Raw genomic sequence first — 24730 nt, forward strand, 5'->3', positions numbered from 1 at the left:
GTGGTGGTCCACTTCCGGCCGGGCAGCCCGGTGCTACTTACGTGCGAATGCCTGCTTGAGCAAGGTGTCCTGCTCGGCGGCGTGGCGCTTCATCGACCCGGCCGCCGTGGAGGCGGAGGCGGGGCGGGAGACGAGGCGCACGCGGCGGTCGAGTGCGTCCGGCAGGTTCAGGCCGATGAACGGCCACGGACCCTGGTTCGCGGGCTCGTCCTGGGCCCAGACAACCTCGGCGTTCGGGTACTTGGCCAGTTCGGCCGCGATCTCCTCGGCGGGCAGCGGGTAGAGCTGCTCGACGCGGACGATCGCCGTCGTGGTGTCCCCGGTCTTCTGCCGCGTGGACAGCAGGTCGTAGTAGAGCCGGCCGGAGACCAGCAGCACGCGCTCGACGGCGTCCGCCTGCAGCTGCTCGTGCTCCGGGATGACCGGGCGGAAGGCGCCCGAGGTGAAGTCCTCCACCGAGGACGCCGCCGCCTTGAGGCGCAGCAGCTGCTTCGGGGTGAAGATGATCAGCGGCTTCCGCGGACGGCTGTAGGCCTGGCGGCGCAGCAGGTGGAAGTGCGAGGCCGGGGTCGTGGGGTTGGCCACGATCATGTTTTCCTCGGCGCAGAGCTGCAGGAAGCGCTCGATCCGGGCCGAGGAGTGGTCCGGGCCCTGGCCCTCGTAGCCGTGCGGGAGCATCAGCACCAGCGAGGACCGCTGGCCCCACTTCTGCTCGGCGGAGGAGATGAACTCGTCGATGATGGTCTGCGCACCGTTGACGAAGTCCCCGAACTGGGCCTCCCAGAGCACGAGCGCGTCGGGGCGCTCCACCGAGTAGCCGTATTCGAAGCCCATGGCCGCGTATTCGGAGAGCAGGGAGTCGTAGATCCAGAGCTTGGCCTGGTCCTCGGTGAGGTTGGCCAGCGGGGTCCACTCGTCGCCGTTGGCACGGTCGTGGAAGACGGCGTGGCGCTGCACGAAGGTGCCGCGGCGGGAGTCCTGGCCGGCGAGCCGGACCGGGACGCCCTCCATGGTCAGCGAGCCGAAGGCAGCCAGTTCGCCGAAGCCCCAGTCGATGCCGCCTTCACGGGACATCACTTCACGCTTCTCCAGCAGCTGCTTGAGCTTGGCGTGGACGGTGAAGCCCTCGGGGTATTCGATGTGGGCCTTGCCGATCCGGGCCAGGGTCTCCGCGGAGATCGCGGTGGACTCGGGGGCTCCGGAGCCGGTGTCGGACTGCTGGGCCGAGGGGAGCTCCAGGTCGGAGACGGCGCCGGTGTCCGCGGTGATGACCGGGATCGGCGAGGTCTGCGCGGCGTGGGTCTCGGCGAAGACCCGCTCCAGGCGTTCCTGGTAGTCGCGCAGCAGCTGCTCCGCCTCTTCCTCGGTGATGTCGCCGCGGCCGATCAGGGACTCCGTGTAGAGCTTGCGGACCGAGCGCTTGGCCTCGATCAGGTTGTACATCAGCGGCTGGGTCATCGAGGGGTCGTCGCCCTCGTTGTGGCCGCGGCGGCGGTAGCAGACCATGTCGATGACGACGTCCTTGTGGAACCGCTGGCGGAACTCGTAGGCCAGCTGGCCGATGCGGACCACGGCCTCCGGGTCGTCGCCGTTCACGTGGAACACGGGCGCCTGAATCATCTTGGCGACGTCGGTGGAGTAGGTGGAGGACCGCGAGGACGACGGCGCGGTGGTGAAGCCGACCTGGTTGTTGACCACCACGTGGATGGTGCCGCCGGTGCGGTAGCCGCGCAGCTGGGAGAGGTTCAGGGTCTCCGCGACGACGCCCTGGCCGGCGAAGGCCGCGTCGCCGTGGACCATGATCGGCAGCACGGGGAAGGTCTCGCCCTGGTCGAGGCGGTCCTGCTTGGCGCGGACAATGCCCTCGAGCACGGAGTCCACGGCCTCGAGGTGCGAGGGGTTGGCGGCGAGGTAGACCTTGGTCTGCTTGCCGTTGTCCGAGGTGAAGGTACCCTCGGTGCCGAGGTGGTACTTCACGTCGCCGGAGCCCTGCACGGAGCGGGGATCCTGGGTGCCCTCGAACTCGCGGAAGACCTGGGCGTAGGTCTTGCCGGCGATGTTGGTCAGCACGTTCAGGCGGCCGCGGTGGGCCATGCCGATCGCAACCTCGTCGAGGCCGTCGTCGGCGGCGTCGGAGATGATGGCGTCCAGCAGCGGGATCAGCGACTCGCCGCCCTCTAGGGAGAAGCGCTTCTGGCCGACGAACTTGGTCTGCAGGAAGGTCTCGAACGCCTCGGCGGCGTTGAGCCGGGAGACGATGCGGAGCTGCTCGTCGCGGCTCGGCTTGGAGTACGGGTGCTCCAGTTGGTCCTGGAACCACTTGCGCTCGGCCGGGTCCTGGATGTGCATGTACTCGATGCCGGTGGTGCGGCAGTAGGCGTCGCGGAGCACGCCCAGGATGTCGCGGAACTTCAGCATCGGCTTGCCGCCGAAGCCGCCGGTGGGCCACTCGCGGTCCAGGTCCCAGAGGGTCAGGCCGTAGGTCAGGACGTCGAGGTCCGGGTGCTTGCGCTGGACGTACTCGAGCGGGTCGGTGTCCGCCATCAGGTGGCCGCGGACACGGTAGGAGTGGATCAGCTGCTGGATCCGGGCGACCTTGTTGATTTCGTCGGCCGGGTCCACCTGCAGGTCCGGGCTCCAGCGCACGGGCTCGTAGGGGATGCGGAGGGATTCGAAGATCTCGTCGTAGAACCCCTGCGCGCCGAGGAGCAGCTGGTGGACCAGCTTCAGGAACTCTCCGCTGCCGGCACCCTGGATGACGCGGTGGTCATAGGTGGAGGTCAGGGTCAGGACCTTGCTGATGGCGTTCTGGGCGATGATCTTTTCGCTGGCGCCCTGGAATTCGGCCGGGTAATCCAGCGCGCCGACGCCGATGATCGCGGCCTGGCCCTTGGAGAGGCGGGGGACCGAGTGCACGGTGCCGATGCCGCCCGGGTTGGTGAGCGAGACCGTGGTGCCGGCGTGGTCGTCGGCGGTCAGCTTTCCGTTGCGGGCGCGCTTGATCAGGTCCTCGTAGGTGTGCCAGAACTCGGAGAAGTTGAGCGTCTCCGCCTTCTTGATGTTCGGGACCATGAGGAGGCGGGTGCCGTCCGGCTTGGGCATGTCGATCGCGATGCCGAAGTTCACGTGCGCCGGCTGCACCGCGGAGGGCTTGCCGTCGACGACGTCGTAGTAGACGTTCATGGAGGGGAACTGGGCGAGGGCCCGGATGACGGCGTAGCCGATCAGGTGGGTGAAGGAAACCTTGCCGCCGCGGGCGCGGGCCAGGTTGGAGTTGATCACGACGCGGTTGTCGATCAGCAGCTTAGCCGGGATGGCGCGGACGCTGGTAGCGGTGGGAATCTCGAGGCTGGTGACCATGTTGGCGGCGATGGCCTTCGCCGGGCCGCGGAGGACGGAGACGACGTCCTCTTCGGGGGCGGTCGGTGCCTTGACGTTCTTGGGGAGCTGGGCCGGGATGGGCTGGGTGCCGGCGCCGGGCTCTGCGGTCTTCGCACCGTCGCGGGCCACGGTGGCCGGAGCCTTCGGGGCGGCGGGGGCCGGGGCGGCAGCGGCGGGCGCAGCAGCCGGGGCGGCAGGAGCCGGGGCGGCAGGGGCTGCCTGGGCCGGGGCGGCGGGCGGCACGACAGGGAGTTCGCGGGTGGTGGGGTGGGCTGCGGCCGGAGCCGTCGCGCCGTTGGTCGAGGAACCGTCGCTGGCTTCGAAGGACTCGAACAGGGGCCACCACTTGGCGTCTACCGTGTTCTTGTCCTGCTGGTACCGCTCGTACAGTTCGTCAACGAGCCACTCGTTTCCGCCAAATTCCTCGGGTAGACGGTGGCTTGGCTGCTCTGGCACTTGAAATACGCCTCTTCCATGAGTTTGATTCCCGCTGGTTTCCACGGTGCCGCAGCACGTCAATCGAACCAGTTCTCCTCGTCCAGTGAACCCAGACCTTTGCCAGTCTAGTGACGACCCGCGCGAATCCGCCAATAAGCGTGACTCAAATCATTGCCTGGCCGTAGCGGGCCGGGAATAGCGGGTTCGGGCCGGCCGCCGGAGTGTCGCAGGGCTCGCCTAGAATCGTTCGGAGAACCCCTTTTCCGGCAAGGAGCAACCGTGCGTTTCCTTAGTGAGCCCAGCACCGACCTGACCTACTCGGACCTCTTCCTGGTCCCGTCCCGGTCGGAGGTCACGTCCCGGCTGGATGTCGATCTCGCCGCGGACGACGGCACCGGCTCGACGATTCCGCTGGTGGTGGCCAACATGACGGCCGTGACCGGCAAGCGGATGGCCGAGACCATGGCCCGCCGCGGCGGCCTGGCCGTGCTGCCGCAGGACGTCCCGCTGGAGGTGCTGCGGGATGTCGCCTCCTGGGTCAAGTCCCGGCACGCGGTCTTCGAGACTCCGGTGCGGCTGAGCACCACCGACACCGTGATCGATGCCCTGCACCTGATCGGGAAGCGTCCGCACGGCGCCGCCGTCGTGGTGGACGACGCCGGTGCTGTCGCCGGCGTTGTCCGCGCCGCGGACTTCGAGGGCCAGGACCGCTTCGCGTCGCTGGGCTCCGTGATGCGCCACCAGCCGCTGGTGTTCGACGCCGCCGACCTCGACGCCGCCGGGGAGGATTCGGGCCAGGCGCTGCGCCGGGCCTTCGAGGCGATGGATGCCGCGGGCACGGACTTCGCCCCGGTCCAGCGCGACGGCGTGCTGGCCGGCGTCCTGACCCGCAAGGGTGCGCTGCGTTCCACGCTGTACCGTCCCTCGCTGGACGCCGGGGGATCCCTCAAGGTGGCTGCCGCCGTCGGCATCAACGGGGACGTGGCCGGCCGTGCCGCCGAACTGCTCGCCGCCGGCGTCGACGTCCTGGTCCTGGACACCGCCCACGGCCACCAGCAGAAGATGTTCGACGCACTGGCCGCCGTCAAGGGCCTCAACCCCGGCGTCCCCGTCGTGGCAGGCAACGTGGTCACCGCCGAGGCGACCCGCGAACTGATCGCCGCCGGCGCGGACATCGTGAAGGTAGGCGTCGGCCCCGGGGCCATGTGCACCACCCGCATGATGACCGCCGTCGGGCGCCCGCAGTTCTCCGCCGTCCTCGAATGCTCCGCTGCGGCCCGGGCCGCGGGCGGCCGCGTCTGGGCCGACGGCGGCATCCGCTACCCGCGCGACGTGGCCCTGGCCCTGGCCGCCGGGGCCAGCCAGGTGATGATCGGTTCCTGGTTCGCCGGCACCCACGAGAGCCCGGGCGACCTGCAGCTGGACGCCAACGGCCGCCAGTACAAGGAAAGCTTCGGCATGGCCTCGGCGCGGGCGGTGCAGAACCGCAACCAGCGCGAGGGCGCCTTCGACAAGGACCGCAAGGCGCTCTTCGAGGAGGGCATCTCCACCTCGCGGATGTACCTGGACGCGGCGCGCCCGGGCGTGGAAGACCTGCTGGACATGATCACCGCCGGCCTGCGCAGCTCCATGACCTACGCCGGCGCCACGGACCTGGCCGCCTTCCGCGAGCGGGCGGTGGTGGGCCTGCAGTCCGCCGCCGGATACGAGGAAGGCCGCCCGGTCCCGCAGAGCTGGTAGCGGCGCCCGGGCGGCGGGAAACACCCCGGTGGCGGGGAACGGTGCTCCTGTAGACTGAAAGTCTTATGGACAGTAAATCTAGGTGCCGGCCTGGGGGCTGTCAGCGCGGAACGCACGCCGTTCCCGCCCAGTCCACCCACAGAGCCGGCAAACCCCGTTCACGCGCCCATCACACTCCCGCCGCCCGGCACAGCCCGTGCGCCCGGCACGCGTCCTTCGCCGGCCGGAGTGTCTTCAAGGAAACAGGGTCGGCGTCCGCTGACCATCCTCCGCCGGGACGTTTCCCCCGGCCCGGCCTCCAGCCCCGCGAAGCGGGCCGCTAAATGGAATGGCTACTGCTTGGAGCAGGTTTCCTGCTCATCCTCGGCACCGGTTTCTTCGTGGCTGTCGAGTTCTCCCTGGTGGCGCTCGACCAGGCAACGGTGCAACGCGCCGTGGACAACGGCGACACGGCGGCCGCGCCGCTGCTCAAATGCCTGAAGTCCCTCTCCACCCAGCTCTCCAGCTGCCAGCTGGGCATCACCCTGACCACGCTGCTGACCGGCTACGTCATGGAGCCCTCGGTGGGCCGCCTGCTGGAGGGCCCGCTCGCTGCCCTCGGTTTGGCGGAGGCTGCCGCGACGTCGGTGTCCCTGATCGTGGCGATGATCCTGGCCACCCTGCTCTCGATGCTGATCGGCGAGCTGGTGCCCAAGAACGCGGCCATCGCGTTGTCTTTCCAGGTCGGCAAGGCTCTCGCCCGGCCGCAGCTGGTGTTCACCGCCATCTTCAAGCCGGCCATCGTGCTGCTCAACGGCTTCTCCAACAAGGTCCTGCACCTCTTCGGCCTGGAGGCCAAGGAGGAGATCTCCGGGGCCCGGACGCCCGCCGAGCTCGCCTCGCTGGTCCGCCGCTCCGCCGCCATGGGCACCCTGGACGAGGGGACCGCGAACTTCGTGTCGCGGACGCTGAACTTCTCCGGACGCACCGCGGCCGACGTGATGACCCCGCGCATCCGGGTCGAAACCATCGACAGCCACCAGCCGGTCTCCGACATTGTCGAGGCCGCCAAGCGCACCGGTTACTCCCGGTTCCCGGTGATCGGTGAATCCTCCGACGACATCCGCGGCGTGGTGCACATCAAGAAGGCGATCGCCGTCCCGGCGGACCGCCGCGCCAACCTCGAGGCCGGAGCCATCATGACCGAGGTCCTCCGGGTGCCGGAGACCATCCACCTGGACGGACTGCTGGCCGAACTGCGCGAGGGCAATCTCCAACTGGCCGTCGTGCTGGACGAATACGGCGGAACCGCCGGCATCGCCACCCTCGAGGACCTCGTCGAGGAAATCGTGGGCGAGGTGGCCGACGAGCACGACAAGGTCCGCCCCGGCCTGCTGCAAAGCGCCTCGGGTGACTGGTATTTCCCCGGGCTCCTGCGCCCGGACGAACTCTCCGAACAGATTCCCGGACTCACCGTCCCGGACGAGTCAACGTACGAGACCGTGGGCGGCTACGTCATGAGCCAGCTGGGCCGGATCGCGGCGGTGGGTGACACGGTCGACGTCGTCGGCGGCACCCTCAGCGTCACGCGCATGGACGGACGCCGGATCGACCGGATCTGCTTCAAGCCTGCACCGCCTGATCACGGCGGCGGCCCGGACAACGGGCGCATCGATGCCGGGAAGGCAGGTGCGGCATGAGCGACTGGGTAGGAATCCTGTGGCTGGCCGTGCTGCTGCTCGGCAACGCCTTCTTTGTCGCCGCGGAATTCGCCATCATGTCGGCCCGGCGCAGCCAGATCGAACCGCTCGCCGAGGCCGGATCCAAGCGTGCGCAGACCACGCTGCGGGCCATGGAGAACGTCTCCCTCATGCTGGCCTGCGCGCAGCTCGGCATCACCGTCTGCTCCCTGCTGATCCTGCAGGTGGCCGAGCCGGCCATCCACCACCTCCTGGCGGTTCCGCTGGAGGGCGTGGGTATCCCGGTGGAGATGGCCGACGTCGTCGCGTTCGCGATCGCACTGCTGGCGGTGACGTTCCTGCACGTGACGTTCGGCGAGATGGTTCCCAAGAACATCTCCGTCTCCGTGGCGGACAAGGCGGCCCTGCTGCTGGCGCCGCCGCTGATGCTGATCGCCCGCGGCGTGAAGCCGGCGATCGTGGCGCTGAACTGGTCCGCCAACCACATCCTGAAGCTCATGCGGATTGAGCCCAAGGATGAGGTGAGCTCCTCCTTCACCCTGGAGGAGGTCCAGTCGATCGTCCAGGAATCCACCCGGCACGGGCTGGTAGTGGACGACGCCGGGCTGATCACCGGTGCGCTGGAGTTCTCCGAGCACACCGCGGCCGAGGTGATGGTGCCGCTGGAGCGGCTGGTGATGCTCAAGGACGCCACCACCCCGGAGGAGTTCGAGAAGGCAGTGAGCCGGACCGGGTTCTCCCGCTTCCCGATGCTGGATGACGAGGGGATGCTCTCCGGCTACCTACACATCAAGGACGTGCTTTCCATCCCGGAGTCCCGCTACCACCACCCGATCGCCGAGAGCCGGATCCGGTCCCTCGCGAACCTGGCCGTGGGGGACGAGATCGAGAAGGCCATGTCCGTCATGCAGCGCACGGGCTCGCACCTGGCCCGCGTCATCGGCGCGGACGGCCACACCCAGGGTGTGCTGTTCCTCGAGGACGTCATCGAACTGCTGGTCGGCGAGATCCGGGACGCCACCCAGGCCACCGGCTACCGGAGGCTCGGACAGGAGTAGCGGCGCGCGGGTCTGACCCTAAATAGGAATGATTCCTATTTAGGGTTAGACTCGTTTTATTGCTAACGCTTCTCAATAAACGATTCGAGGCTTCCCGTGCGCCGTTCCGCCACCGTCCTTCTCCTCGCAGGCATCAGCAGCCTGCTGCTGACCGCCTGCGGCACCGGTTCCGGTGCAGACCGTGCGGGTGCCGGCGACGGCGTGGTCGACGTCGTCGCCTCCACCAGCGTGTACGGGGATGTGGTCAAGTCTGTGGGCGGAGACAAGGTCCGCGTCACCTCGATCATCAACCGGACCAGCCAGGACCCGCACTCCTATGAGGCGACGACCCAGGACAAGCTGACCGTCTCGAAGGCCGAGCTGGTGGTCGAAAACGGCGGCGGCTACGACGACTTCCTGCACAAGCTGGCCGGGGACGCCGGCCTGGGGGAGAAGAACCTGCTGAACGCCTCCGACGCCTCGGGCCTCAAGACCGGGGATGCCTCGTCCTTCAACGAGCACGTCTGGTACAGCATGTCAGGCATGAGCACCTTCGCCGACGCCCTGGCCGACAAGCTGGCGGCCCTGGAACCCTCCTCCGCGGATGCCTTCAAGGCCAACGCGGCGGCCCTGAAGAAGGACCTCGCCGGACTGGACACGCGGCTGGCCGCGCTTAAGGCCGCCGACGGGAACGCCGGCGTCGCCGTGACCGAGCCTGTGCCGCTCTACCTGCTTGAGGCCGCCGGCCTGCAGAACCGGACGCCGGAGGAGTACACCGCGGCGATCGAGGACGGTGCCGACGTGCCACCGGCCGTGCTGCGCTCCGCCGTCGACCTCGTGAAATCCGGTTCCATCCGCCTGCTGGCGTACAACCCGCAAACCGAGGGGCCGCAAACCATCGCGCTCAAGGACGCCGCCACCGCGGCCGGTGTGCCGGTGGTGGACTTCGGCGAGACGCTGCCCGAGGGCAAAACGTACCTCCAGTGGATGTCCGGCAACATCGACGCGCTTGCCAAGGCCCTCGGCCGGGGCTAGCGGACCTAGAATCATCCCATCAGACGCGGCCGTTCGGCCCGACAGAAATTGAGGATCCCCGAGTTGACACCCGTCGTAAGCCTGCGTGGCGCCTCCCTGCGGTTCGGGAACCGCGTCCTCTGGGAGAACCTGGACCTGGACATCATGCCGGGGGAGTTCTTCGCCGTCCTGGGGCCCAACGGCAGCGGCAAGACGAGTTTCCTCAAGGTGCTGCTGGGCCTGCAGGAACTGAGCGCCGGTACCGGTACCCTCGACGGGCAGCCGATCGCGCGGGGGAACCGGCGGATCGGCTACGTCCCGCAGCAGGAATCCTTCGACCCGGACACCCCGCTGCGGGCCCGCGACCTGGTGGGCCTCGGCGTTGACGGCCACCGCTGGGGCATCCGCGTCGGCGGCGGAAAGGTCAACCGTCGGATCGATGACCTGCTGGCCGAGGTGGGCGCGCAGGACTATGCCAAGGTGCCCGTCGGCCAGCTTTCCGGCGGCGAGCAGCAGCGGCTGCGGGTGGCCCAGGCCCTCGCCACGGATCCGGGCGTGCTGCTGTGCGACGAGCCGCTGCTCTCCCTGGACCTGAACCACCAGCAGGCGGTCAGCTCCCTGATCAACCGGCAATGCCACGAGCAGAACAGCGCCGTGGTGTTCGTGACCCACGAAATCAACCCGATCATGGACTACGTGGACAGGGTGCTCTACCTGGCCGGCGGGCGCTTCCGGGTGGGAACGCCCGAGGAAGTGATGACCACCGAGGTGCTCTCCGACCTCTACGGCAGCCACGTCGAGGTGATCCGCGCCAACGGCCGGCTGATTGTGGTGGGCCTGCCGGACGCCACCACCCACCACCACGAGGACGCGCACGCCGTGGCCGGAGAGGTGGGTTAAGTGGACTTCGATGCCATCCTGCACGCCATTTTCAACTTCGAGAATTACGGCGAGCTGCTGGCCCTGGTGCAGAACTCGCTCTGGGCCGGGGCGGTCCTCGGCCTGCTGGGTGGCCTGGTGGGCACTTTCGTGATGAAGCGGGACCTCGCGTTCGCCGTGCACGGCATCTCCGAACTCTCCTTCGCCGGCGCCGCCTTCGCGCTGCTGGTTGGCGCCGACGTGGTGGCCGGCTCGCTCGCCGGGTCCGTGGTGGCGGCCCTGATCCTCGGCGTGATGGGGGTCCGGGCGCGCGACAAGAACTCGACCATCGGCGTGCTCATGCCCTTCGGCCTGGGCCTGGGCATCCTGTTCCTCTCCCTGTACGAGGGCCGCGCCGCGAACAAGTTCGGCCTCCTCACCGGGCAGATCGTTTCGGTGGGAACGGTCCAGCTGCAGGTCCTCGCCGGTGCCGCCGTCGTGGTGATGCTGGCGCTCATCGCCATCTGGCGGCCGCTCACCTTCGCCAGCGTCGATCCCAAGGTGGCAGCCGCCCGCGGTGTCCCGGTGCGCGGGCTGGCCCTGGGGTTCATGGTGCTCCTGGGCGTCAGCGTGGCCCTGTCCATCCAGATCGTGGGGGCGCTGCTGGTGCTGGCACTGCTGATCACGCCGGCGGCCGCGGCCTTGCGGGTCACATCCTCGCCTCGCCTGGTGGTGCTGCTGAGCGTGCTCTTCGCCGTGTCCGCCACGGTCGGCGGGATCCTGCTGGCACTGGGCGGCCGGCTTCCCATCAGCCCGTACGTGACCACGCTGTCCTTCCTGATCTATGTGGTCTGCCGGATCATCGGCGGCGTCCGCACCCGGCGCGGCCTCAACGGCCGGACCAGTCCTGTGGCCGCTTAGGCGGAATCGACGCTTTCCGGGCATCCGTGCCGTAGGGTGCTCGCATGGGGGATCAGAGTGTGGTGCGCGGCGGCTTCCGTGGCGTTTTTCGCGTAGCTGTGGCGGCGGTTGTCACCGCGCTGGTATTGGCGGTGACATCCTGCGGCCTCGGGGCCACGTCGCACCCGCCGGATCCCGCCGGCCGCGAACCCTTCGCCCGCAGCGTGATGGCGGCGGCCATCGGCGGCAACTCCGACGAAGTCGCCGCCCTCGTCGGAGTTGCCATGACGAACGCCGGCCCGGAGGCGCAGCAGCTGGTGGACGCCACCCGCGGCTGGGGCCAGGGCACCTGGCAGCTGGGCGTACGGAGCGACTTCCCCTCGGTTGCCAACGTCACCGCCTGGCGTGAGGGCCGGCAGGCCGCCGTCCGGTTCGCCATCTCCTGGGCCGGGGACCGCTGGTCCCTCGCGATCGGCGAGCCCAGGAATCCACCGACCGGGGGAGCGAAGATCATCGATCCCGCCACCCGGACCCGGTCCACCCCGCCTGCCCCGCAGCCCGGGGCGTCAGCCGCGCCGTCGAGCTGTCCCACCGCAACCGCCGGCCGCGGGACCGCGCCCGGCGCTCCCTACGGTGCCGACGACCTGAGCTGCCGGACGTTCAGCTCGTCGTGGGCCCAGGCCCGCGGCCGGAATCTGTATTGGCTCACCGCCACTCCCGTGCAGCTGCGCTTCGATCGGCGGGCAGGCACGACGGCGGTGCTCGGCACCGCGTGCGGGGACCTGACCGTTCCGATGGCGGTGGACGGGTTCGGCATGGTCCCGGATGGGGTGGGAACGACCGATGGTGTGGGGGACTGCCTGGATGCGGACAAGCGCGCCTGGCTAAGGGACTTCTTCGGTGAGCCGTCGGTCTACCAGCTGGATTCGGCGGAGCTGGTGATCACCAACCCGCGCGGCCAGATCCGGTTCGCCGTGGGTGGGGTAACGGGCTAGCTGTTGGCCTGCAGGGCCGTGCACTCCGGGCAGAGGCCGAAGATCTCGACCGTGTGCTCGACGGCCGTGAAGCCGTGCTCGGCGGCGATCCGGGCGGCCCACGCCTCGACGGCGGGCGCCTCGACCTCCACGGCCTTGCCGCAGTTCCGGCAGAGCAGGTGGTGGTGGTGTCCGGTGACGGCGCAGCGGCGGTACACCACCTCGCCGTCGGCGTTACGGAGCACGTCCACCAGGCCCTCGTCGGCGAGCGACTGCAGGATCCGGTAGGAGGTGGCGAGGGAGACGGAGGTGCCGCGTTCCTGCAGGATGCGGTGCAGTTCCTGGGTGCTGACAAAGTCCGCGAGTTCATCGAGCGCGGCGCTGACGGCGAGCCGCTGCTTGGTCACCCGCTGCTCCCGGCCCGCGGGCTGGTCCTTGCCGCCGGTCGGCGCGGCGGCCGCCCGGCCGTCGGTGGTGGCGCCGTGGGACATGGGAACTCGCTTCGCTGCTCGGGGGTGCTGCCGGATGAGAGGGGTTCCAGATTACCAGCCGGGCCGTGGACACCGCTCCGACGGGGGTCCTAGGCTGGCCGGATGAAGCTGACGAAATTCACCCACGCCTGTGTCCGGCTCGAGAAGGACGGCAAGGTCCTGGTGCTGGACCCCGGCACCTTCTCCGAGACCGACGTCGCGCTCGCCGGCGCCGACGCGGTGCTGATCACCCATGAGCACGGCGACCACATCGACGTCGACGCCGTCACCGCGGCGCTGCTGGCCGACGATGAGCTGCAGCTCTACGCGCCGGAGGTGGTGGCCGCCACGTTGCGGGGCAAGGCGCCGGCGGCGTCCGGCCGGATCCACGCCGCCGCCGAGGGTGATGAGCGGGAGGTGGCGGGCTTCGCGGTGCGCTGCTTCGGCGGCCAGCACGCCCTGATTCATCCCCAGATTCCGGTGGTGGCCAACATCGGCTACCTGATTGACGCGAATGTGTACCACCCGGGGGATTCCTTCGCGGTGCCGGACGGGATTGCGGTCGGCACGCTGCTGGTGCCCATTCACGCGCCGTGGAACAAGATCGGCGAGGTGGTGGACTTCGTGATCAGCGTCCGGGCGCCCCGGGCCTTCCCGGTCCACGACGGGCTGCTCAACGAGTTGGGCGTGGGGCTCGTCGAGGCGCACGTGACCCGCATCGGCGCCCGCTACGGCACCGAGTACCGGCACCTGTCCAGCGGCGATTCCGTGGAGGTTTAGGCGGGCCAGGTCCCGGTCTCGAAGAAGGACCGGAGCGTGGCCTCGTGCGGCGCGGGGTCCAGGCCCTGCGCCTCCAGCCATCCGTCGTCGTAGTAGTTGCCGGAGTAGCGGTCGCCGCCGTCGCACATCAGGGACACGATGCTGCCCGTCTCGCCGTCGGCGATCATCTGCGCCACCAGCTGCCAGACGCCCCAGAGGTTGGTGCCGGTGGACGGTCCGGCGTGCAGCCCGGCGACGTCGCGGAGGTGGCGCATGGCGGCCACCGAGGCGGCGTCCGGGACCTGGATCATGTGGTCGATGACGGCGGGGACGAAGCTGGGTTCCAGCCGGGGCCGGCCGATGCCTTCGATCCGGGAGGGCAGGCCGGTGACGTCCGCGCAGCTGCCGCCGTCGCGGTGTTCCTGCCAGCCCGTGAAGAACGCAGAGTTCTCCGGGTCGACGACGGCGAGCCGGGTCGCGTGCCTCTGGTAGCGCAGGTAACGGCCGATCGTGGCGCTGGTGCCACCCGTGCCGGCGCCCACAACGATCCAGCGGGGGACCGGGTGCTCCTCGAGGGCCAGCTGGCCGAAGATCGATTCTGCGATGTTGTTGTTGCCGCGCCAGTCGGTGGCCCGCTCCGCGTAGGTGAACTGGTCCATGTAGTGGCCGCCGGTGCCGGCCGCCAACTCCTCGGCCGCGGCGTAGACCTCCGACGCGTGGTCCACGAGGTGGCAGGTGCCGCCGAACTGTTCGATCAGCGCGATCTTTTCCCGGCTGGTGGTCCGGGTCATGACCGCGATGAAGGGCAGGCCCAGCAGTTGCGCGAAGTAGGCCTCGGAAACGGCGGTGCTGCCGCTGGAAGCCTCGACGATGGTGGTGCCCTCCCGGATCCAGCCGTTGACCAGGCCGAAGAGGAAGAGGGACCGCGCCAGCCGGTGCTTGAGGCTGCCGGTGCGGTGCGTGGATTCGTCCTTCAAATACAGCCGGACCCCCCAGCGCTCGGGCAGGGGCACCGAGTAGAGGTGGGTGTCGGCGGAGCGGTTGTTTTCCGCGTTGATTCGGCGGATGGCCTCGTCGGCCCAGTCCCGGTCTTGATGGCGCGCGGTGATCACCGCTACAGCCTACCCGGGGCCGTGCTCCGGATAGGGTGGCGGGATGGAGACTCTGATGACTGTTGCCGAACTCAAGGACCGGTTTGATGCGGGCACGCGGACGGTGCTGCTGGATGTGCGCTGGGCCCTGGGGGACCCTCATGGACGGGATCACTACCTGGAATCGCACCTGCCCGACGCCGTCTTCGTTGACTTGGCCACCGAGCTGGCGGCCCCCCACGAGGACCCCACCCGGGGAAGGCACCCGCTGCCCCCGTTGGAGCAGTTCCAGGCCTCCGCCCGCGCGTGGGGAATCCGCGAGGGTGACACCGTGGTCGCGTACGACAACAGCGGCAACATGGCCGCCGCCCGGGTCTGGTGGATGTTGCGCAATGCGGGCGTTTCCTCGGTCCGACTGCTCGATGGCGGCCTGGCCGCCTGGCTGGAGGCGGGGTTCGACGTCGAGGGCGGCGAGGCGACCGCGGAACCGGGCGACGTCGTGCTGACCGAGGGGGGAATGCCCGTCGTCGATGCCGCCGGCGCCGGCGCCTGGTCCGGCTCGGGGCTGTTGCTGGATGCGCGGGCCGGCGAGCGGTACCGGGGCGAAATCGAGCCGGTGGATCCGCGGGCCGGACACATCCCGGGAGCCGTCAGCGCTCCGACCGCGGACAACCTGGGCCCCGACGGTCGGTTCCTCCCGGCGGATGCCCTGCGCCGTCGGTTCTCGGAGCTCGGCGTCAACGACGGGATTCAAACCGCCGTGTACTGCGGCTCCGGCGTGACGGCCGCCCACGAGGTGGCGGCGCTGGAGATCGCAGGGTACCGGGCGGCGCTGTATCCGGGGTCGTTCTCCGAATGGTCCAACAACCCCGGAAACCTGGTGGTCACTGGCGCCGAGCCCGACGGCATGTCCCCGGGCACCAAGCCCTGACCGGGCTGACAGTCCGGCCGGCGCGCTAACGTCAGGCGATGAGCCGATCATCAGGCTGACCATTTTTTGGGACCCTGTGACGGTGGCGCAATCGTTGCTGGTGCCTGAGTCTCTTGGCCATCCTCCTCGATTCCGGGTTATTGGGCTGCTGGGCTACATCCGTCCCCGGACAGTATCCGGGAAGCGGAGCCGCGGTCGACCTGTAGGTGTGGCCGGTTGGGGTGGTGAGCTCCAGAGTGTGGCGCCCGGCCCGGAAAATTTCGCCCGGCTCTGTTCTGTTGACTGGTCGGGCGGTCCAGCCGGGGGTTTCTTTGGTGTGGTTGCAGGCTTCGCAGAGTCCGGCGCCGTTGGCTGTTGTGGTTTCCCCGCCGCGGTGCCAGGGGAGGATGTGGTCGAGGTGTCGGATGGGTGCGTCGCAGTAGGGGGTGCGGCAGGTGTTGTCGCGGGTTTCGATGAACCGGCGCAGACCTGCGGGGAAGAGTCGGGCACGGGAGTCCATGCCGACGAGTTCCCCGGTTGCGGGGGCGGTGTAGAGACGGCGGAGCCAGATTGTGAACTCTGAGTTGTTGCCTTTGCCGGCCACGAGTTGTCTTGCCCACCCGGCCGGAACGGTTCCGTAGCCGGTGAGCCTGGCGGGTTCGTTGTCGCCGGTGAGGAGGGTGCGGTCGGTCATGACGAGTTGGACTTCGATGGCGGTGATCCCGCCGGGTGTGCCGGTGATGCGTTCGACCAGGGCATCCGCCATGAGCTGGCCTCTGGTCCGGGGGTCTCCGGTGGCTTGGGCGGTGTCGGCGTGCCGGGTCAGGGCGGCGTAGGCGGCGACTCCTGCGGCGACGGGGAGCAGGGCGGTGAGGTAGCACATGGTGTCCGGGGCTGGGCGGAGACTGACGGTGCGTTCGGTTTCGGCGTGGGCTGCGCGTTGGGTGACGGATCTCGGGTCGTGCCGGTAGGCGGCGGCTTTGGCTGTGGAGATGATGGCCCGGTCGCCGGCGCCGTCGAAGGTGCCGGTGTCGGCGGCGAGTTCCTCGTCCACGGCGGTCCGGTAGGCGGCGTTCAGGCAGGCGGTTTCCCGGACCAGGAGCGTGGCCCGCCATTCGTTCAGGCGGCCGGTGTCGAGGGCGGCGAGGGTGTGCGGCATCTCGGTCACGAGCGCCCGGGCCAGGCCCAGGAGGCGTGAGCCTTTGGCCGGGGATTCCCGCCGCGCCAACGCGACCTCCGCCGCCACACCCGCGCCAGGCTGGTCCGCGGGCAAGCCAAGCGCGGCTTGTTCCCGCCGCCGGACCAGGTCCAGCGCCACCGTCAACCTCGCCTGCCGGGCCGCGATCGCCGATTTCCGGTCCTCCAAAGCGCGGAGCTCATCGATGATCGCCGCCGCGTCTCCCGCCACCGGGACCGACACTGCGACTGAATCCTCGAAAAGCTTCCGACTGCCTTCCATGACCCCATTCAACCGCGAGGGTCTGACATTAAAGGTTGGAAGGGATGGCGGCCCGACTCCGGGGTGTGGAAGCCAAGGAAGTATCAGCTGACGCCCACCCGACCGGCCCGTGCACACCCCGAGTGTCCGCCGGGAGAGCCTGACCTCAAGCGGCACGCCTGTGACGTAGTCTCGTCAGCGGGCGCCGTCGTATGAGGCGACAGTCACCCGACGCGAAGGGACACGGCCGTGCCAGATCAGCCGGAGATCGTCTGCCTCTGCGGCTCGGCCCGCTTCGTGGCGGAGATGCGCGCGGCCAACCTCAAGTTAACCCTCGCGGGTGCCATTGTCCTCGCGCCGGCCGAGGCACGGGAAGAGCTCACCAATGAACAGAAATCAACGCTCGGCACCATCCACCGCCGCAAGATCGACCTCGCCGACCGCATCTTGGTGGTCAACCCCGGCGGCTACGTGGGCGAATCCACGGCCGGCGAAATCGCCTACGCCCGTGCAGCCGGAAAGCCGGTCGGCTTCACGGACTGAAAGGTCACTACGAATGGACGCCACCCCAGCAAGGCCCCCAAGTGGCACGGAAACCAACCCCGGGGGTAGCGTCGAACCATGACTCCAGGACGCCCCGTACCGCCGCCCCTCGCCAAGCCCCTTCCCGACCTCACCGACGCCGCCGGCCCCACCCTCGCTGCCGCCTACGGCGCGACCGCCCCGGACAGCGGCCTGGTGCCGCTGACCGTCGACCGCCGCGCCCCCAAGGCCGACGACGTCGAGATCGCCGTCGAGTTCTGCGGCCTCTGCCACTCCGACGTCCACGCCAGCCGCGGGGAATGGGGCGGAAACACCTACCCGCTGATTCCGGGCCACGAGATCGTCGGCCGGGTCACCCGCGTGGGCTCCGCCGTCGACGACTTCACCGTCGGTGAGCGCGTGGGCGTGGGCTGCATGGTCGACTCCTGCCGCGAATGCGAGAGCTGCCTCGACGGCCTCGAGCAGTACTGCGAAAAGGGCATGACCGGCACCTATGGCGCCAAGGATGCCCGCAACGACGGCGCCGTCACCCAGGGCGGCTACTCCACCTCGATCGTGGTGGACCGCAACTACGTGCTGCGCATCCCCGAGGGCCTCGACCCGGCCGCCGCCGCGCCCCTGCTGTGCGCCGGCATCACCACGTTCTCCCCGCTGAACCACTTCGAGGTCGAGGAGGGCGACGCCGTCGGCGTCGTGGGCCTCGGCGGCCTCGGCCACATGGCCGTCAAGATCGCCAAGGCGATGGGCGCCGAGGTGACCGTTTTCACGACGTCGGAGCGCAAGTTCGCCGCCGCCCGTGAACTCGGTGCCGACCACGTGGTCCTCTCCACCGATCAGGCCGCCATGGAAGCCGCCGACCGCAGCCTCGACGTCATCATCGACACCGTCGCCGCCCCGCACGACCTCAACCCGTACTTCCGCACGCTGCGCGTCGACGGTGCCCTCTTCCAGCTGGGCCTGCCGTCCGAGGCCATGCCGCCGGTCAACCCCGGTTCGCTGATCCGCCGCCGGATCGCCTACGCCGGTTCGTTGATCGGCGGGATCGAGGAGACCCAGGAAATGCTGGACTTCTGCGCCGAGCACGGTGTGGTCTCCGATATCGAACTCGTCGGCGCGGACCAGCTCAATGAGGCCTATGACCGGATGGTGGCCGGCGACGTGAAGTACCGCTTCGTCCTGGACGCCTCCACCCTCGGTACCCCGGCAGAGAAGGCGGACGCATGAGCACCCTGTTCACCAAGATCATCAACGGCGAGATTCCCGGCCGCTTCGTCTGGCGCGAGGACGACGTCGTTGCCTTCCTGACCGTGGGCCCGCTCGCCGACGGGCACACGCTGGTGGTGCCGGTCGAGGAGGTGGACCGCTGGACCGACGCGTCGCCCGAGACGCTGGCCCGCGTCATGGAGGTGGCGCGGAGGATCGGTGCTGCCCAAGTGGACGTCTTCGGGTCCGCCCGCGCCGGCCTGACCATCGCCGGGTACGAAATCAACCACCTGCACGTCCACGTCTGGCCGTCCAACTCCATGGCCGACTACGACTTCGGCGCCGTGGACCAGAACCCGGATCCGGAGCGCCTCGATGCTAACGCCGAGAAGCTGCGGGACGGGCTGCGCGCGGCGGGCTACGGGGAGTTCGTCCCGGACGCATAAACGTCCCCAGCGTGCCCAGTCCCCGCTGGCCCCGGCGTTACGCCGGGGCCAGCGCCTTGTTAAGCACCGTCCGGATCCGCTTCTCGGAGACCGAATAGGCCGTCCCGAGTTCGACGGCGAACAGGCTCACCCGCAACTCCTCGATCATCCAGCGGACCTGGGTTAACTCCGGCCCGATCCGCCTGCCCGGGAGTAGCGCCGAGACGGCGTCGTCGTAGTCGTCCTCGAGCCCCTGGATGACGGCCATGTGCTGGGCGTCGCGCTGGACGGTGGTGGGCAGCTTCTCCAGCCGCTTCTCGATCGCCGCGAGGTAGCGCGGCAGCTGGCTCAACTGGGCGTAGCCCGTGCGTGCCACGAAGCCGGGGAAGACCAGCTGCTCCAGCTGGGCCTTGACGTCGTTCAGGGCGCTGATCAGTGCCAGGCTGGTGGTGCCGCGAAGCTGATTCTCGATCCGCCGGGTGCTGGCCAGGATGCGTTCGACGACGGCGGTGACGGTGAAGACCGTGTCGATAAGCTCGGCGCGGACCTGCTCGTACAGTGCCTTGAAGGACGGCTCGTCCCACGGGAGGGCTGCCGGGGTGAGCTTGTCGATCGCGGCCAGGGCGCAGTCCGCGATCAGGGCAGAGACCGACCCGTGCGGGTTCTGGCTGAAGGTCAGCTTCTCCGTGTTGTTCAGGTGCTCCAGGACGTAGCGGTCCGGCGGCGGGACCTTGAGGGCCAGCAGGCGGATCACGCCCCCGCGCATCGCCTGTTCCTGTTCGCCCGCGGTCTGGAAGAGCCGCAACGCCACGGAGGTGCCCTCGTCCACCAGGGCCGGGTAGCCGGTGACGGTGTGGCCCTTGACCATACCCTGGACCTGGCGCTGCACACTGCCGAAGGTCCAGTCCTTGAGGCCGGTCAGCTCGGTGAAGCCGCCGGGGGAGCCGGCCTGCTGTGCACTGCCGGCTCTGCCTTTGCCGGCAGGGCCGTTCTCCGCGGCGGCCGGGGCGGTGCCCTTCTTCGGAGCCGTTGTCGAAGGAGTTGCGCCCAGGGACTCTGCGATGGCGCGTCGGGTGGCCGGCGCCAGTTTCTCCTGAAGCGCGGCGAGGTCCTTACCCTCGTCGAGGAGCTTGCCGCGGGCGTCCACCACGCGGAAGCTGACGCGCAGGTGCGGCGGCACGGCGTCCCAGTTCCAGGATCCCGGCGGGATGACCTGGCCGCGGAGCCTGCGCAGCACCAGTTCCAGGGACGGCTCGAGGTCGTCCGTGGCGGGATCGAAGTCGGCCTCCAACGCAGCCACCGCCTGGCGGGCGACGTCGGGTGCCGGGACGAAGTTCTTGCGCACCTGCTTGGGCAGGGACTTGATCAGTGCGGTGACCAGTTCCACCCGCTGGCCCGGGATCAGCCAGCGGAACGCGGCGTCGTCGAGCTGGTTGAGGAACAGCACGGGCACCTCGGCGGTGACGCCATCGGAGGGGTTCGGGGCCGCCCCTGGGGCCACGGGACTGAATTCGTAGCTCAGCGGCAGCTCGAAGCCCTTGTGCAGCCAGGTTTTGGGGTAGGCCGAATCGTCGAGCTCGTCAGCGTCCTCGCTGATCAGCAGCGACTTCTCGAAGTCCAGCAGTCCCGGATCCTGCTGCCGGGCCTCCTTCCACCACTTGTCGAAGTGGCGCTCGGAGACCACGTCCTTGCCCACCCGGGCGTCGTAGAACTCGAACAGGGTTTGGTCGTCCACCAGGATGTCCCGGCGACGCATCCGGGCCTCCAGTTCCTCGATCTCCTGCAGCAGGGCCCGGTTGCGGTGGAAGAACTTGTGGTGGGTCTGCCAGTCGCCCTCCACCAGTGCGTGCCGGATGAAGAGTTCGCGGGACAGGTCCGGGTCCACGCGGCCGTAGTTGACCCGCCGGTTGGGGATGATGGGCACGCCGTACAGGGTGACCTTCTCATGGGCCATCACCGAGCCCATCTTCTTGGACCAGTGCGGCTCGCTGTAGCTGCGCTTGACCAGGTCCGGGGCCACCTGCTCGGCCCAGAGCGGATCGAATTTGGCGGCCACCCGTGCCCAGAGCCGGCTGGTCTCCACCAGCTCGGCGGCCATCACGAAGGTGGGCGACTTCTTGAACAGGGCGGAGCCGGGGAAGATCGCGAAGCGGGTACCGCGGGCGCCGGCGTATTCGCGCTTGCGTTCGTCCAGGATGCCGATGTGGCTCAGCAGGCCCGAGAGCAGGCTGATGTGGATACCCTCGTGGTTGCCGACCGGGTCGGTCAGGCGCTTGTTGTCCAGGCTGATCCCGAGCGGCCGGGCCATTTGCCGCAGCTGCGCGAACAGGTCCTGCCATTCACGCACCCGCAGGTAGTTGATGAACTCGGCGCGGCACAGCCGGCGGAACGCGGTGGAGGAGAGTTCCTGCTGCTTCTCCTGCAGGTAGTTCCAGAGGTTGAGGTAGCCGGTGAAGTCCGAGTTCTCATCACGGAACCGCGCGTGCTTCTCCGCGGCGAGCTGCTGCTTGTCCGTCGGGCGCTCGCGCGGGTCCTGGATGGTTAGCGCCGCGGCGAGGATCATCACCTCACGGACGCAGCCGCGCTTGCCGGACTCCACGATCATCCGTCCCAGCCGCGGGTCCACCGGGAGTTGGGCCAGTTGCTGGCCGACGGCGGTGAGGCCGCTGCCGTTGCGGCCACCGGCGGTCCGTCGGCCGGGACGGCCCCCCGTCTCGTCCGGCGCCTCCGGCTGTCGGGCGGCGCTCAACGCGCCAAGCTCGCGCAGGAGGGTGACGCCGTCGTTGATCGCGCGGGATTCCGGCGGTTCGACGAACGGGAAATTCTCCACGTCCTTGGGCCCGCGGGCGACGCCCATGGCGGTCATCTGCAGGATGACGGCGGCGAGGTTGGTGCGCAGGATTTCCGGGTCGGTGAACGGCGGGCGGGACTCGAAGTCCTCCTCCGAGTACAGCCGGATGGCGATACCGTCGGAGACACGCCCGCAACGTCCCGAGCGCTGGTTCGCCGAGGCCTGGGAGACCCGCTCGATCGGCAGCCGCTGGACCTTCGTTCGGTGCGAGTAGCGCGAGATGCGGGCGGTGCCGGTGTCGATGACGTACTTGATGCCGGGCACCGTCAGCGAGGTTTCGGCGACGTTGGTGGCCAGGACAATCCGGCGCTTGCTGCCCGGGTGGAAGACCTTGTGCTGCTCCTGCAGGCTCAGCCGGGCGAAGAGGGGGAGCACCTCGGTGCCGGCCAGCCGCCGGTTCCCCTGGATCCTCGCGTTGAGGGCCTCGGCGGCGTCGCGGATCTCGCGCTCGCCGGAGAAGAAGATCAGAATGTCCCCGGGGGCCTCGAGGGCCAGCTCGTCGACGGCGTCGCAGACGGCGTCCAGCGGATCCCGGTCCTCTTCCAGCTCGTCGTCGGAAGCAGTGCCCTCGCCGTCTCCGTCATCCGCGCCGGGACCGCCGGCGGGGGCGGACAGCGGACGGTAGCGGATCTCCACCGGGAAGGTGCGGCCCGAGACCTCGACGATCGGGGCGGGCTCCTCTTCGCTGCCGAAGTGCTTGGCGAAGCGCTCCGGGTCGATGGTGGCCGAGGTGATGATGACCTTCAGGTCCGGCCGCTGCGGCAGGATGCGCTTCAGGTAGCCGAGGATGAAGTCGATGTTGAGGCTGCGCTCGTGTGCCTCGTCGATGATGATCACGCTGTACTTTCGCAGCAGCTTGTCGCGCTGGATCTCCGCCAGCAGGATGCCGTCGGTCATCAGCTTGATCTTCGTGGACCGGCTGACCTCGCCGGTGAAGCGGACCTGGAAGCCCACTTCCTGGCCGATCTCGACGCCGAGCTCCTCGGCGATGCGTTCGGCCACCGTCCGCGCGGCGAGCCGCCGCGGCTGGGTGTGGCCGATTAGTCCCTTCTCGGCCAGGCCCAGTTCCAGGCACATCTTCGGAATCTGGGTGGTCTTACCGGAGCCGGTCTCGCCGGCGATGATCGTCACCTGGTTGGCGGCGATCGCGGCCATCAGGTCCTCGCGGCGCTCGGAAACCGGCAGCTCGGCGGGGTAGGAGATATGGAGTGTCATGGCTGGCTCCAGTCTACTGGCCGGTTTCCGCGGCAAGGGCTCAAAAAGCTAAGCCTACTGAGGAATATTTGGCCGGGCCGCGGACTTGGACCCGTCATGACTACTATCGCAATCATTGGAGCAGGATCGGGGCTCGGCGCCGCCGTCGCCCGCCGTTTCGGCGCGGAAGGCTTTTCCGTCGCCCTCCTTTCCCGGAACCAGGGCCGGGTGGACGCCCTGGCGGAGACCCTCTCGGCCGAGGGAATCGAGGCCAAGGGCTTCGCGGCCGACGTCCGGGACCCCGACTCCATCACCCGGGCGCTGGAGGCCGCTACCGAAACCCTTGGCCCCATCGAGGTGCTGCAGTACAGCCCGTTGCCGCAGAAGGACTTCATGCGTCCGGTCCTGGAGACCACCCCCTCCGACCTGGTGGGACCCGTGGAGTTCTCCATCTATGGCCCGGTGGCGGCGGTCCACCAGGTCCTTCCCGGCATGCGGTTCCTGGGCAAGGACAAAGGCACCATCCTCTTCGTCAACGGCGGCTCGGCGGTCAAGCCCGGACGGAATGTCACCGGCACCTCGGTGGCGTTCGCCGGTCAGGCCGCCTACGCCCAGCTGTTGAACGAGGTGCTCGGCGAGGAGGGCATCCAGGTGTCCCAGCTGATCATCGGCGGCCGCATCATCGACGGCGACCCGGAGAAGGATCCGGCCGTCCTCGCCGGACACCTCTGGGACCTGCACGCCAAGCGCGACCGGTTCCGGCTGCAGATCAGCTCCGACTAAGCATCCCCGAAACATCATCGACAGTTCACCGACACTGGACAGGAGTAAGAGTATGGCTGGGAAGACATGGTTTATCACCGGAACCTCGCGTGGTTTCGGCCGGGAATGGGCCCTCGCGGCGCTGGGCCACGGAGACAACGTCGCCGCCACGGCGCGTGACGCGAAGAGTCTCGACGCGTTGGTTAAGGAGTTCGGCGACAGGATCCTTCCCATCGAACTCGATGTCACGGACCGCGAAGCCGCCTTCGCCGCCGTGGCCCGGGCGCACGGGCATTTCGGCCGGCTGGACGTGGTGGTCAACAACGCCGGCTACGGCCAGTTCGGCACGGTGGAGGAGCTGAGCGAGGCCGACGCCCGCGACCAGATCGAGACGAACCTCTTTGGTGCGCTGTGGGTCACCCAGGCCGCGCTGCCCTTCCTGCGGGAGCAGGGGAGCGGGCACATCATTCAGGTCTCGTCCCTGGGCGGCGTCTCGGCCTTCCCCACCGTGGGCATCTACCACGCGTCCAAGTGGGCGCTCGAGGGCCTGAGCCAGTCCCTGGCCCAGGAGGTCGCGGAGTTCGGCATCAAGGTGACCCTGGTGGAGCCGGGCGGCTTCGCCACCGACTGGGGCGGCAGTTCCGCCCGTCACGCCGAACAGATGCCGGAGTACGACGGCGTCCGCGAGCGGGCGGCCAACCGGCCGAGCCGGCGCGGCACCCCGGGGGATCCGTCGGCGACCCGGGAGCCCATCCTGACCCTGGTGGACGCGGACGAACCCCCGCTGCGGGTCTTCTTTGGCGAGGCGCCCCTGGGCATCGTCACCGCGGACTACGAGTCCCGGCTGGCCACCTGGAATGAGTGGCAGCCGCTCTCCGTGGCCGCTCACGGCGGCTGAGTCCCGCAGGGGAAGCGGCGGGCCGGCCGGGGCGTACTGCCCGATGTAACGAACGATGTCACCCCCATCCTGGTGGCCGGCGCGGCCGCCGTCGTTGGTGGCGCGGTATCTATGGCTCTTGGGGAATATGTCTCCGTCAGCAGCCAGAGCGACAGCCAGCGAGCC

General features: G+C 69.1%; 19 protein-coding genes and 1 pseudogene. 15 read left to right on the top strand and 5 right to left on the bottom strand.

Annotated features, from left to right (window positions below):
* Positions 1-33: 33 nt before the first annotated feature.
* Complete coding sequence (locus ACFVY3_RS03155; protein WP_400158739.1) at positions 34-3837, bottom strand: multifunctional oxoglutarate decarboxylase/oxoglutarate dehydrogenase thiamine pyrophosphate-binding subunit/dihydrolipoyllysine-residue succinyltransferase subunit; 3804 nt, start codon at positions 3835-3837, stop codon at positions 34-36.
* A 261-nt stretch (positions 3838-4098) separates the two neighbouring features.
* Here ACFVY3_RS03155 and ACFVY3_RS03160 point away from each other — a divergent pair, with 261 nt between their 5' ends.
* The 7 genes from ACFVY3_RS03160 to ACFVY3_RS03190 all read left to right on the top strand — a co-directional run bounded on the left by ACFVY3_RS03160 (position 4099) and on the right by ACFVY3_RS03190 (position 12042).
* Complete coding sequence (locus tag ACFVY3_RS03160) at positions 4099-5559, top strand: GuaB1 family IMP dehydrogenase-related protein (protein ID WP_290257355.1); 1461 nt, start codon at positions 4099-4101, stop codon at positions 5557-5559.
* 323 nt (positions 5560-5882) lie between these two features.
* Positions 5883-7238: a hemolysin family protein gene (locus ACFVY3_RS03165; protein WP_290257356.1), complete on the top strand. Its 1356-nt coding sequence runs from the start codon at positions 5883-5885 to the stop codon at positions 7236-7238.
* A complete protein-coding gene (locus ACFVY3_RS03170) occupies positions 7235-8296 on the top strand; it encodes a hemolysin family protein (RefSeq protein WP_364139036.1) in 1062 nt (353 codons plus the stop codon). Before ACFVY3_RS03165 ends, ACFVY3_RS03170 begins: the two co-directional genes overlap by 4 nt.
* A gap of 96 nt (positions 8297-8392) precedes the next feature.
* A complete protein-coding gene (locus ACFVY3_RS03175; RefSeq protein WP_290257358.1) occupies positions 8393-9310 on the top strand; it encodes a metal ABC transporter solute-binding protein, Zn/Mn family in 918 nt (305 codons plus the stop codon).
* A 63-nt stretch (positions 9311-9373) separates the two neighbouring features.
* On the top strand, positions 9374-10189 hold the full coding sequence (locus ACFVY3_RS03180) for a metal ABC transporter ATP-binding protein (RefSeq protein ID WP_290257359.1): 816 nt from the start codon (positions 9374-9376) through the stop codon (positions 10187-10189).
* Entirely contained in the window at positions 10190-11068 is an 879-nt protein-coding gene (locus ACFVY3_RS03185) for a metal ABC transporter permease (RefSeq protein ID WP_400158740.1), read from the top strand.
* Positions 11069-11112: 44 nt separating this feature from the next.
* Positions 11113-12042 carry a hypothetical protein gene (locus tag ACFVY3_RS03190; protein ID WP_400158741.1) on the top strand — a complete coding sequence of 310 codons (930 nt, stop codon included), beginning with the start codon at positions 11113-11115 and terminating at the stop codon, positions 12040-12042.
* Here the strand turns inward: ACFVY3_RS03190 and ACFVY3_RS03195 are convergent.
* A complete protein-coding gene (locus ACFVY3_RS03195) occupies positions 12039-12512 on the bottom strand; it encodes a Fur family transcriptional regulator (protein WP_377969942.1) in 474 nt (157 codons plus the stop codon). The two genes, ACFVY3_RS03190 and ACFVY3_RS03195, sit on opposite strands and share 4 nt — an antisense overlap.
* Before the next feature lie 102 nt (positions 12513-12614).
* Between ACFVY3_RS03195 and ACFVY3_RS03200 the strand changes: the two genes are divergently transcribed.
* On the top strand, positions 12615-13271 hold the full coding sequence (locus tag ACFVY3_RS03200; protein ID WP_400158742.1) for an MBL fold metallo-hydrolase: 657 nt from the start codon (positions 12615-12617) through the stop codon (positions 13269-13271).
* Here the strand turns inward: ACFVY3_RS03200 and ACFVY3_RS03205 are convergent.
* Positions 13268-14362 (bottom strand): PLP-dependent cysteine synthase family protein, encoded by a 1095-nt coding sequence (locus ACFVY3_RS03205; RefSeq protein WP_400158743.1) that lies wholly within the window; start codon positions 14360-14362, stop codon positions 13268-13270. The two genes, ACFVY3_RS03200 and ACFVY3_RS03205, sit on opposite strands and share 4 nt — an antisense overlap.
* Before the next feature lie 43 nt (positions 14363-14405).
* Between ACFVY3_RS03205 and ACFVY3_RS03210 the strand changes: the two genes are divergently transcribed.
* Positions 14406-15272, top strand: a complete 867-nt coding sequence (locus tag ACFVY3_RS03210) for a sulfurtransferase (protein WP_400158744.1) — start codon at positions 14406-14408, stop codon at positions 15270-15272.
* 31 nt (positions 15273-15303) lie between these two features.
* Here the strand turns inward: ACFVY3_RS03210 and ACFVY3_RS03215 are convergent, their stop codons facing one another.
* Complete coding sequence (locus ACFVY3_RS03215; protein ID WP_400158745.1) at positions 15304-16710, bottom strand: DUF222 domain-containing protein; 1407 nt, start codon at positions 16708-16710, stop codon at positions 15304-15306.
* A 228-nt stretch (positions 16711-16938) separates the two neighbouring features.
* On the opposite strand from ACFVY3_RS03215, the gene ACFVY3_RS03220 reads away from it, so the two are divergent.
* The 3 genes from ACFVY3_RS03220 (at position 16939) to ACFVY3_RS03230 (ending at position 18881) form a co-directional block, all read left to right on the top strand.
* Positions 16939-17232 (top strand): hypothetical protein, encoded by a 294-nt coding sequence (locus tag ACFVY3_RS03220; RefSeq protein ID WP_377969950.1) that lies wholly within the window; start codon positions 16939-16941, stop codon positions 17230-17232.
* 78 nt (positions 17233-17310) lie between these two features.
* Positions 17311-18456, top strand: coding sequence for an NAD(P)-dependent alcohol dehydrogenase (locus tag ACFVY3_RS03225; protein ID WP_400158746.1), 1146 nt, complete (start codon positions 17311-17313; stop codon positions 18454-18456).
* Positions 18453-18881, top strand: a complete 429-nt coding sequence (locus ACFVY3_RS03230) for an HIT family protein (RefSeq protein WP_400158747.1) — start codon at positions 18453-18455, stop codon at positions 18879-18881. The genes ACFVY3_RS03225 and ACFVY3_RS03230 overlap by 4 nt, the downstream gene beginning before the upstream one ends.
* A 37-nt stretch (positions 18882-18918) precedes the next feature.
* Here the strand turns inward: ACFVY3_RS03230 and hrpA are convergent, their stop codons facing one another.
* Positions 18919-22926 (bottom strand): ATP-dependent RNA helicase HrpA, encoded by a 4008-nt coding sequence (gene hrpA, locus ACFVY3_RS03235; RefSeq protein ID WP_400158748.1) that lies wholly within the window; start codon positions 22924-22926, stop codon positions 18919-18921.
* Positions 22927-23022: 96 nt separating this feature from the next.
* Here hrpA and ACFVY3_RS03240 point away from each other — a divergent pair, with 96 nt between their 5' ends.
* The 3 genes and pseudogenes from ACFVY3_RS03240 to ACFVY3_RS03250 form a co-directional block, all read left to right on the top strand.
* Positions 23023-23688 (top strand): SDR family NAD(P)-dependent oxidoreductase, encoded by a 666-nt coding sequence (locus tag ACFVY3_RS03240; protein ID WP_400158749.1) that lies wholly within the window; start codon positions 23023-23025, stop codon positions 23686-23688.
* A gap of 52 nt (positions 23689-23740) precedes the next feature.
* Positions 23741-24565, top strand: coding sequence for an SDR family oxidoreductase (locus ACFVY3_RS03245; protein WP_400158750.1), 825 nt, complete (start codon positions 23741-23743; stop codon positions 24563-24565).
* Positions 24566-24610: 45 nt separating this feature from the next.
* Positions 24611-24730: pseudogene (locus ACFVY3_RS03250) on the top strand (VIT1/CCC1 transporter family protein); the annotation flags it as partial.

Source organism: Arthrobacter sp. BPSS-3, assembly GCF_044628475.1.
GTDB lineage: Bacteria > Actinomycetota > Actinomycetes > Actinomycetales > Micrococcaceae > Arthrobacter.

What these genes read in the sequence shown, in the direction of transcription:
- ACFVY3_RS03200 (WP_400158742.1), top strand. Translation starts at nt 12,615, where the DNA reads ATGAAGCTGACGAAATTCACCCACGCCTGTGTCCGGCTCGAGAAGGAC.
- hrpA (WP_400158748.1), bottom strand. Translation starts at nt 22,926, where the DNA reads ATGACACTCCATATCTCCTACCCCGCCGAGCTGCCGGTTTCCGAGCGC.
- ACFVY3_RS03170 (WP_364139036.1), top strand. Translation starts at nt 7,235, where the DNA reads ATGAGCGACTGGGTAGGAATCCTGTGGCTGGCCGTGCTGCTGCTCGGC.
- ACFVY3_RS03245 (WP_400158750.1), top strand. Translation starts at nt 23,741, where the DNA reads ATGGCTGGGAAGACATGGTTTATCACCGGAACCTCGCGTGGTTTCGGC.
- ACFVY3_RS03225 (WP_400158746.1), top strand. Translation starts at nt 17,311, where the DNA reads ATGACTCCAGGACGCCCCGTACCGCCGCCCCTCGCCAAGCCCCTTCCC.
- ACFVY3_RS03195 (WP_377969942.1), bottom strand. Translation starts at nt 12,512, where the DNA reads ATGTCCCACGGCGCCACCACCGACGGCCGGGCGGCCGCCGCGCCGACC.
- ACFVY3_RS03240 (WP_400158749.1), top strand. Translation starts at nt 23,023, where the DNA reads ATGACTACTATCGCAATCATTGGAGCAGGATCGGGGCTCGGCGCCGCC.
- ACFVY3_RS03165 (WP_290257356.1), top strand. Translation starts at nt 5,883, where the DNA reads ATGGAATGGCTACTGCTTGGAGCAGGTTTCCTGCTCATCCTCGGCACC.
- ACFVY3_RS03210 (WP_400158744.1), top strand. Translation starts at nt 14,406, where the DNA reads ATGGAGACTCTGATGACTGTTGCCGAACTCAAGGACCGGTTTGATGCG.
- ACFVY3_RS03230 (WP_400158747.1), top strand. Translation starts at nt 18,453, where the DNA reads ATGAGCACCCTGTTCACCAAGATCATCAACGGCGAGATTCCCGGCCGC.
- ACFVY3_RS03215 (WP_400158745.1), bottom strand. Translation starts at nt 16,710, where the DNA reads ATGGAAGGCAGTCGGAAGCTTTTCGAGGATTCAGTCGCAGTGTCGGTC.
- ACFVY3_RS03190 (WP_400158741.1), top strand. Translation starts at nt 11,113, where the DNA reads ATGGGGGATCAGAGTGTGGTGCGCGGCGGCTTCCGTGGCGTTTTTCGC.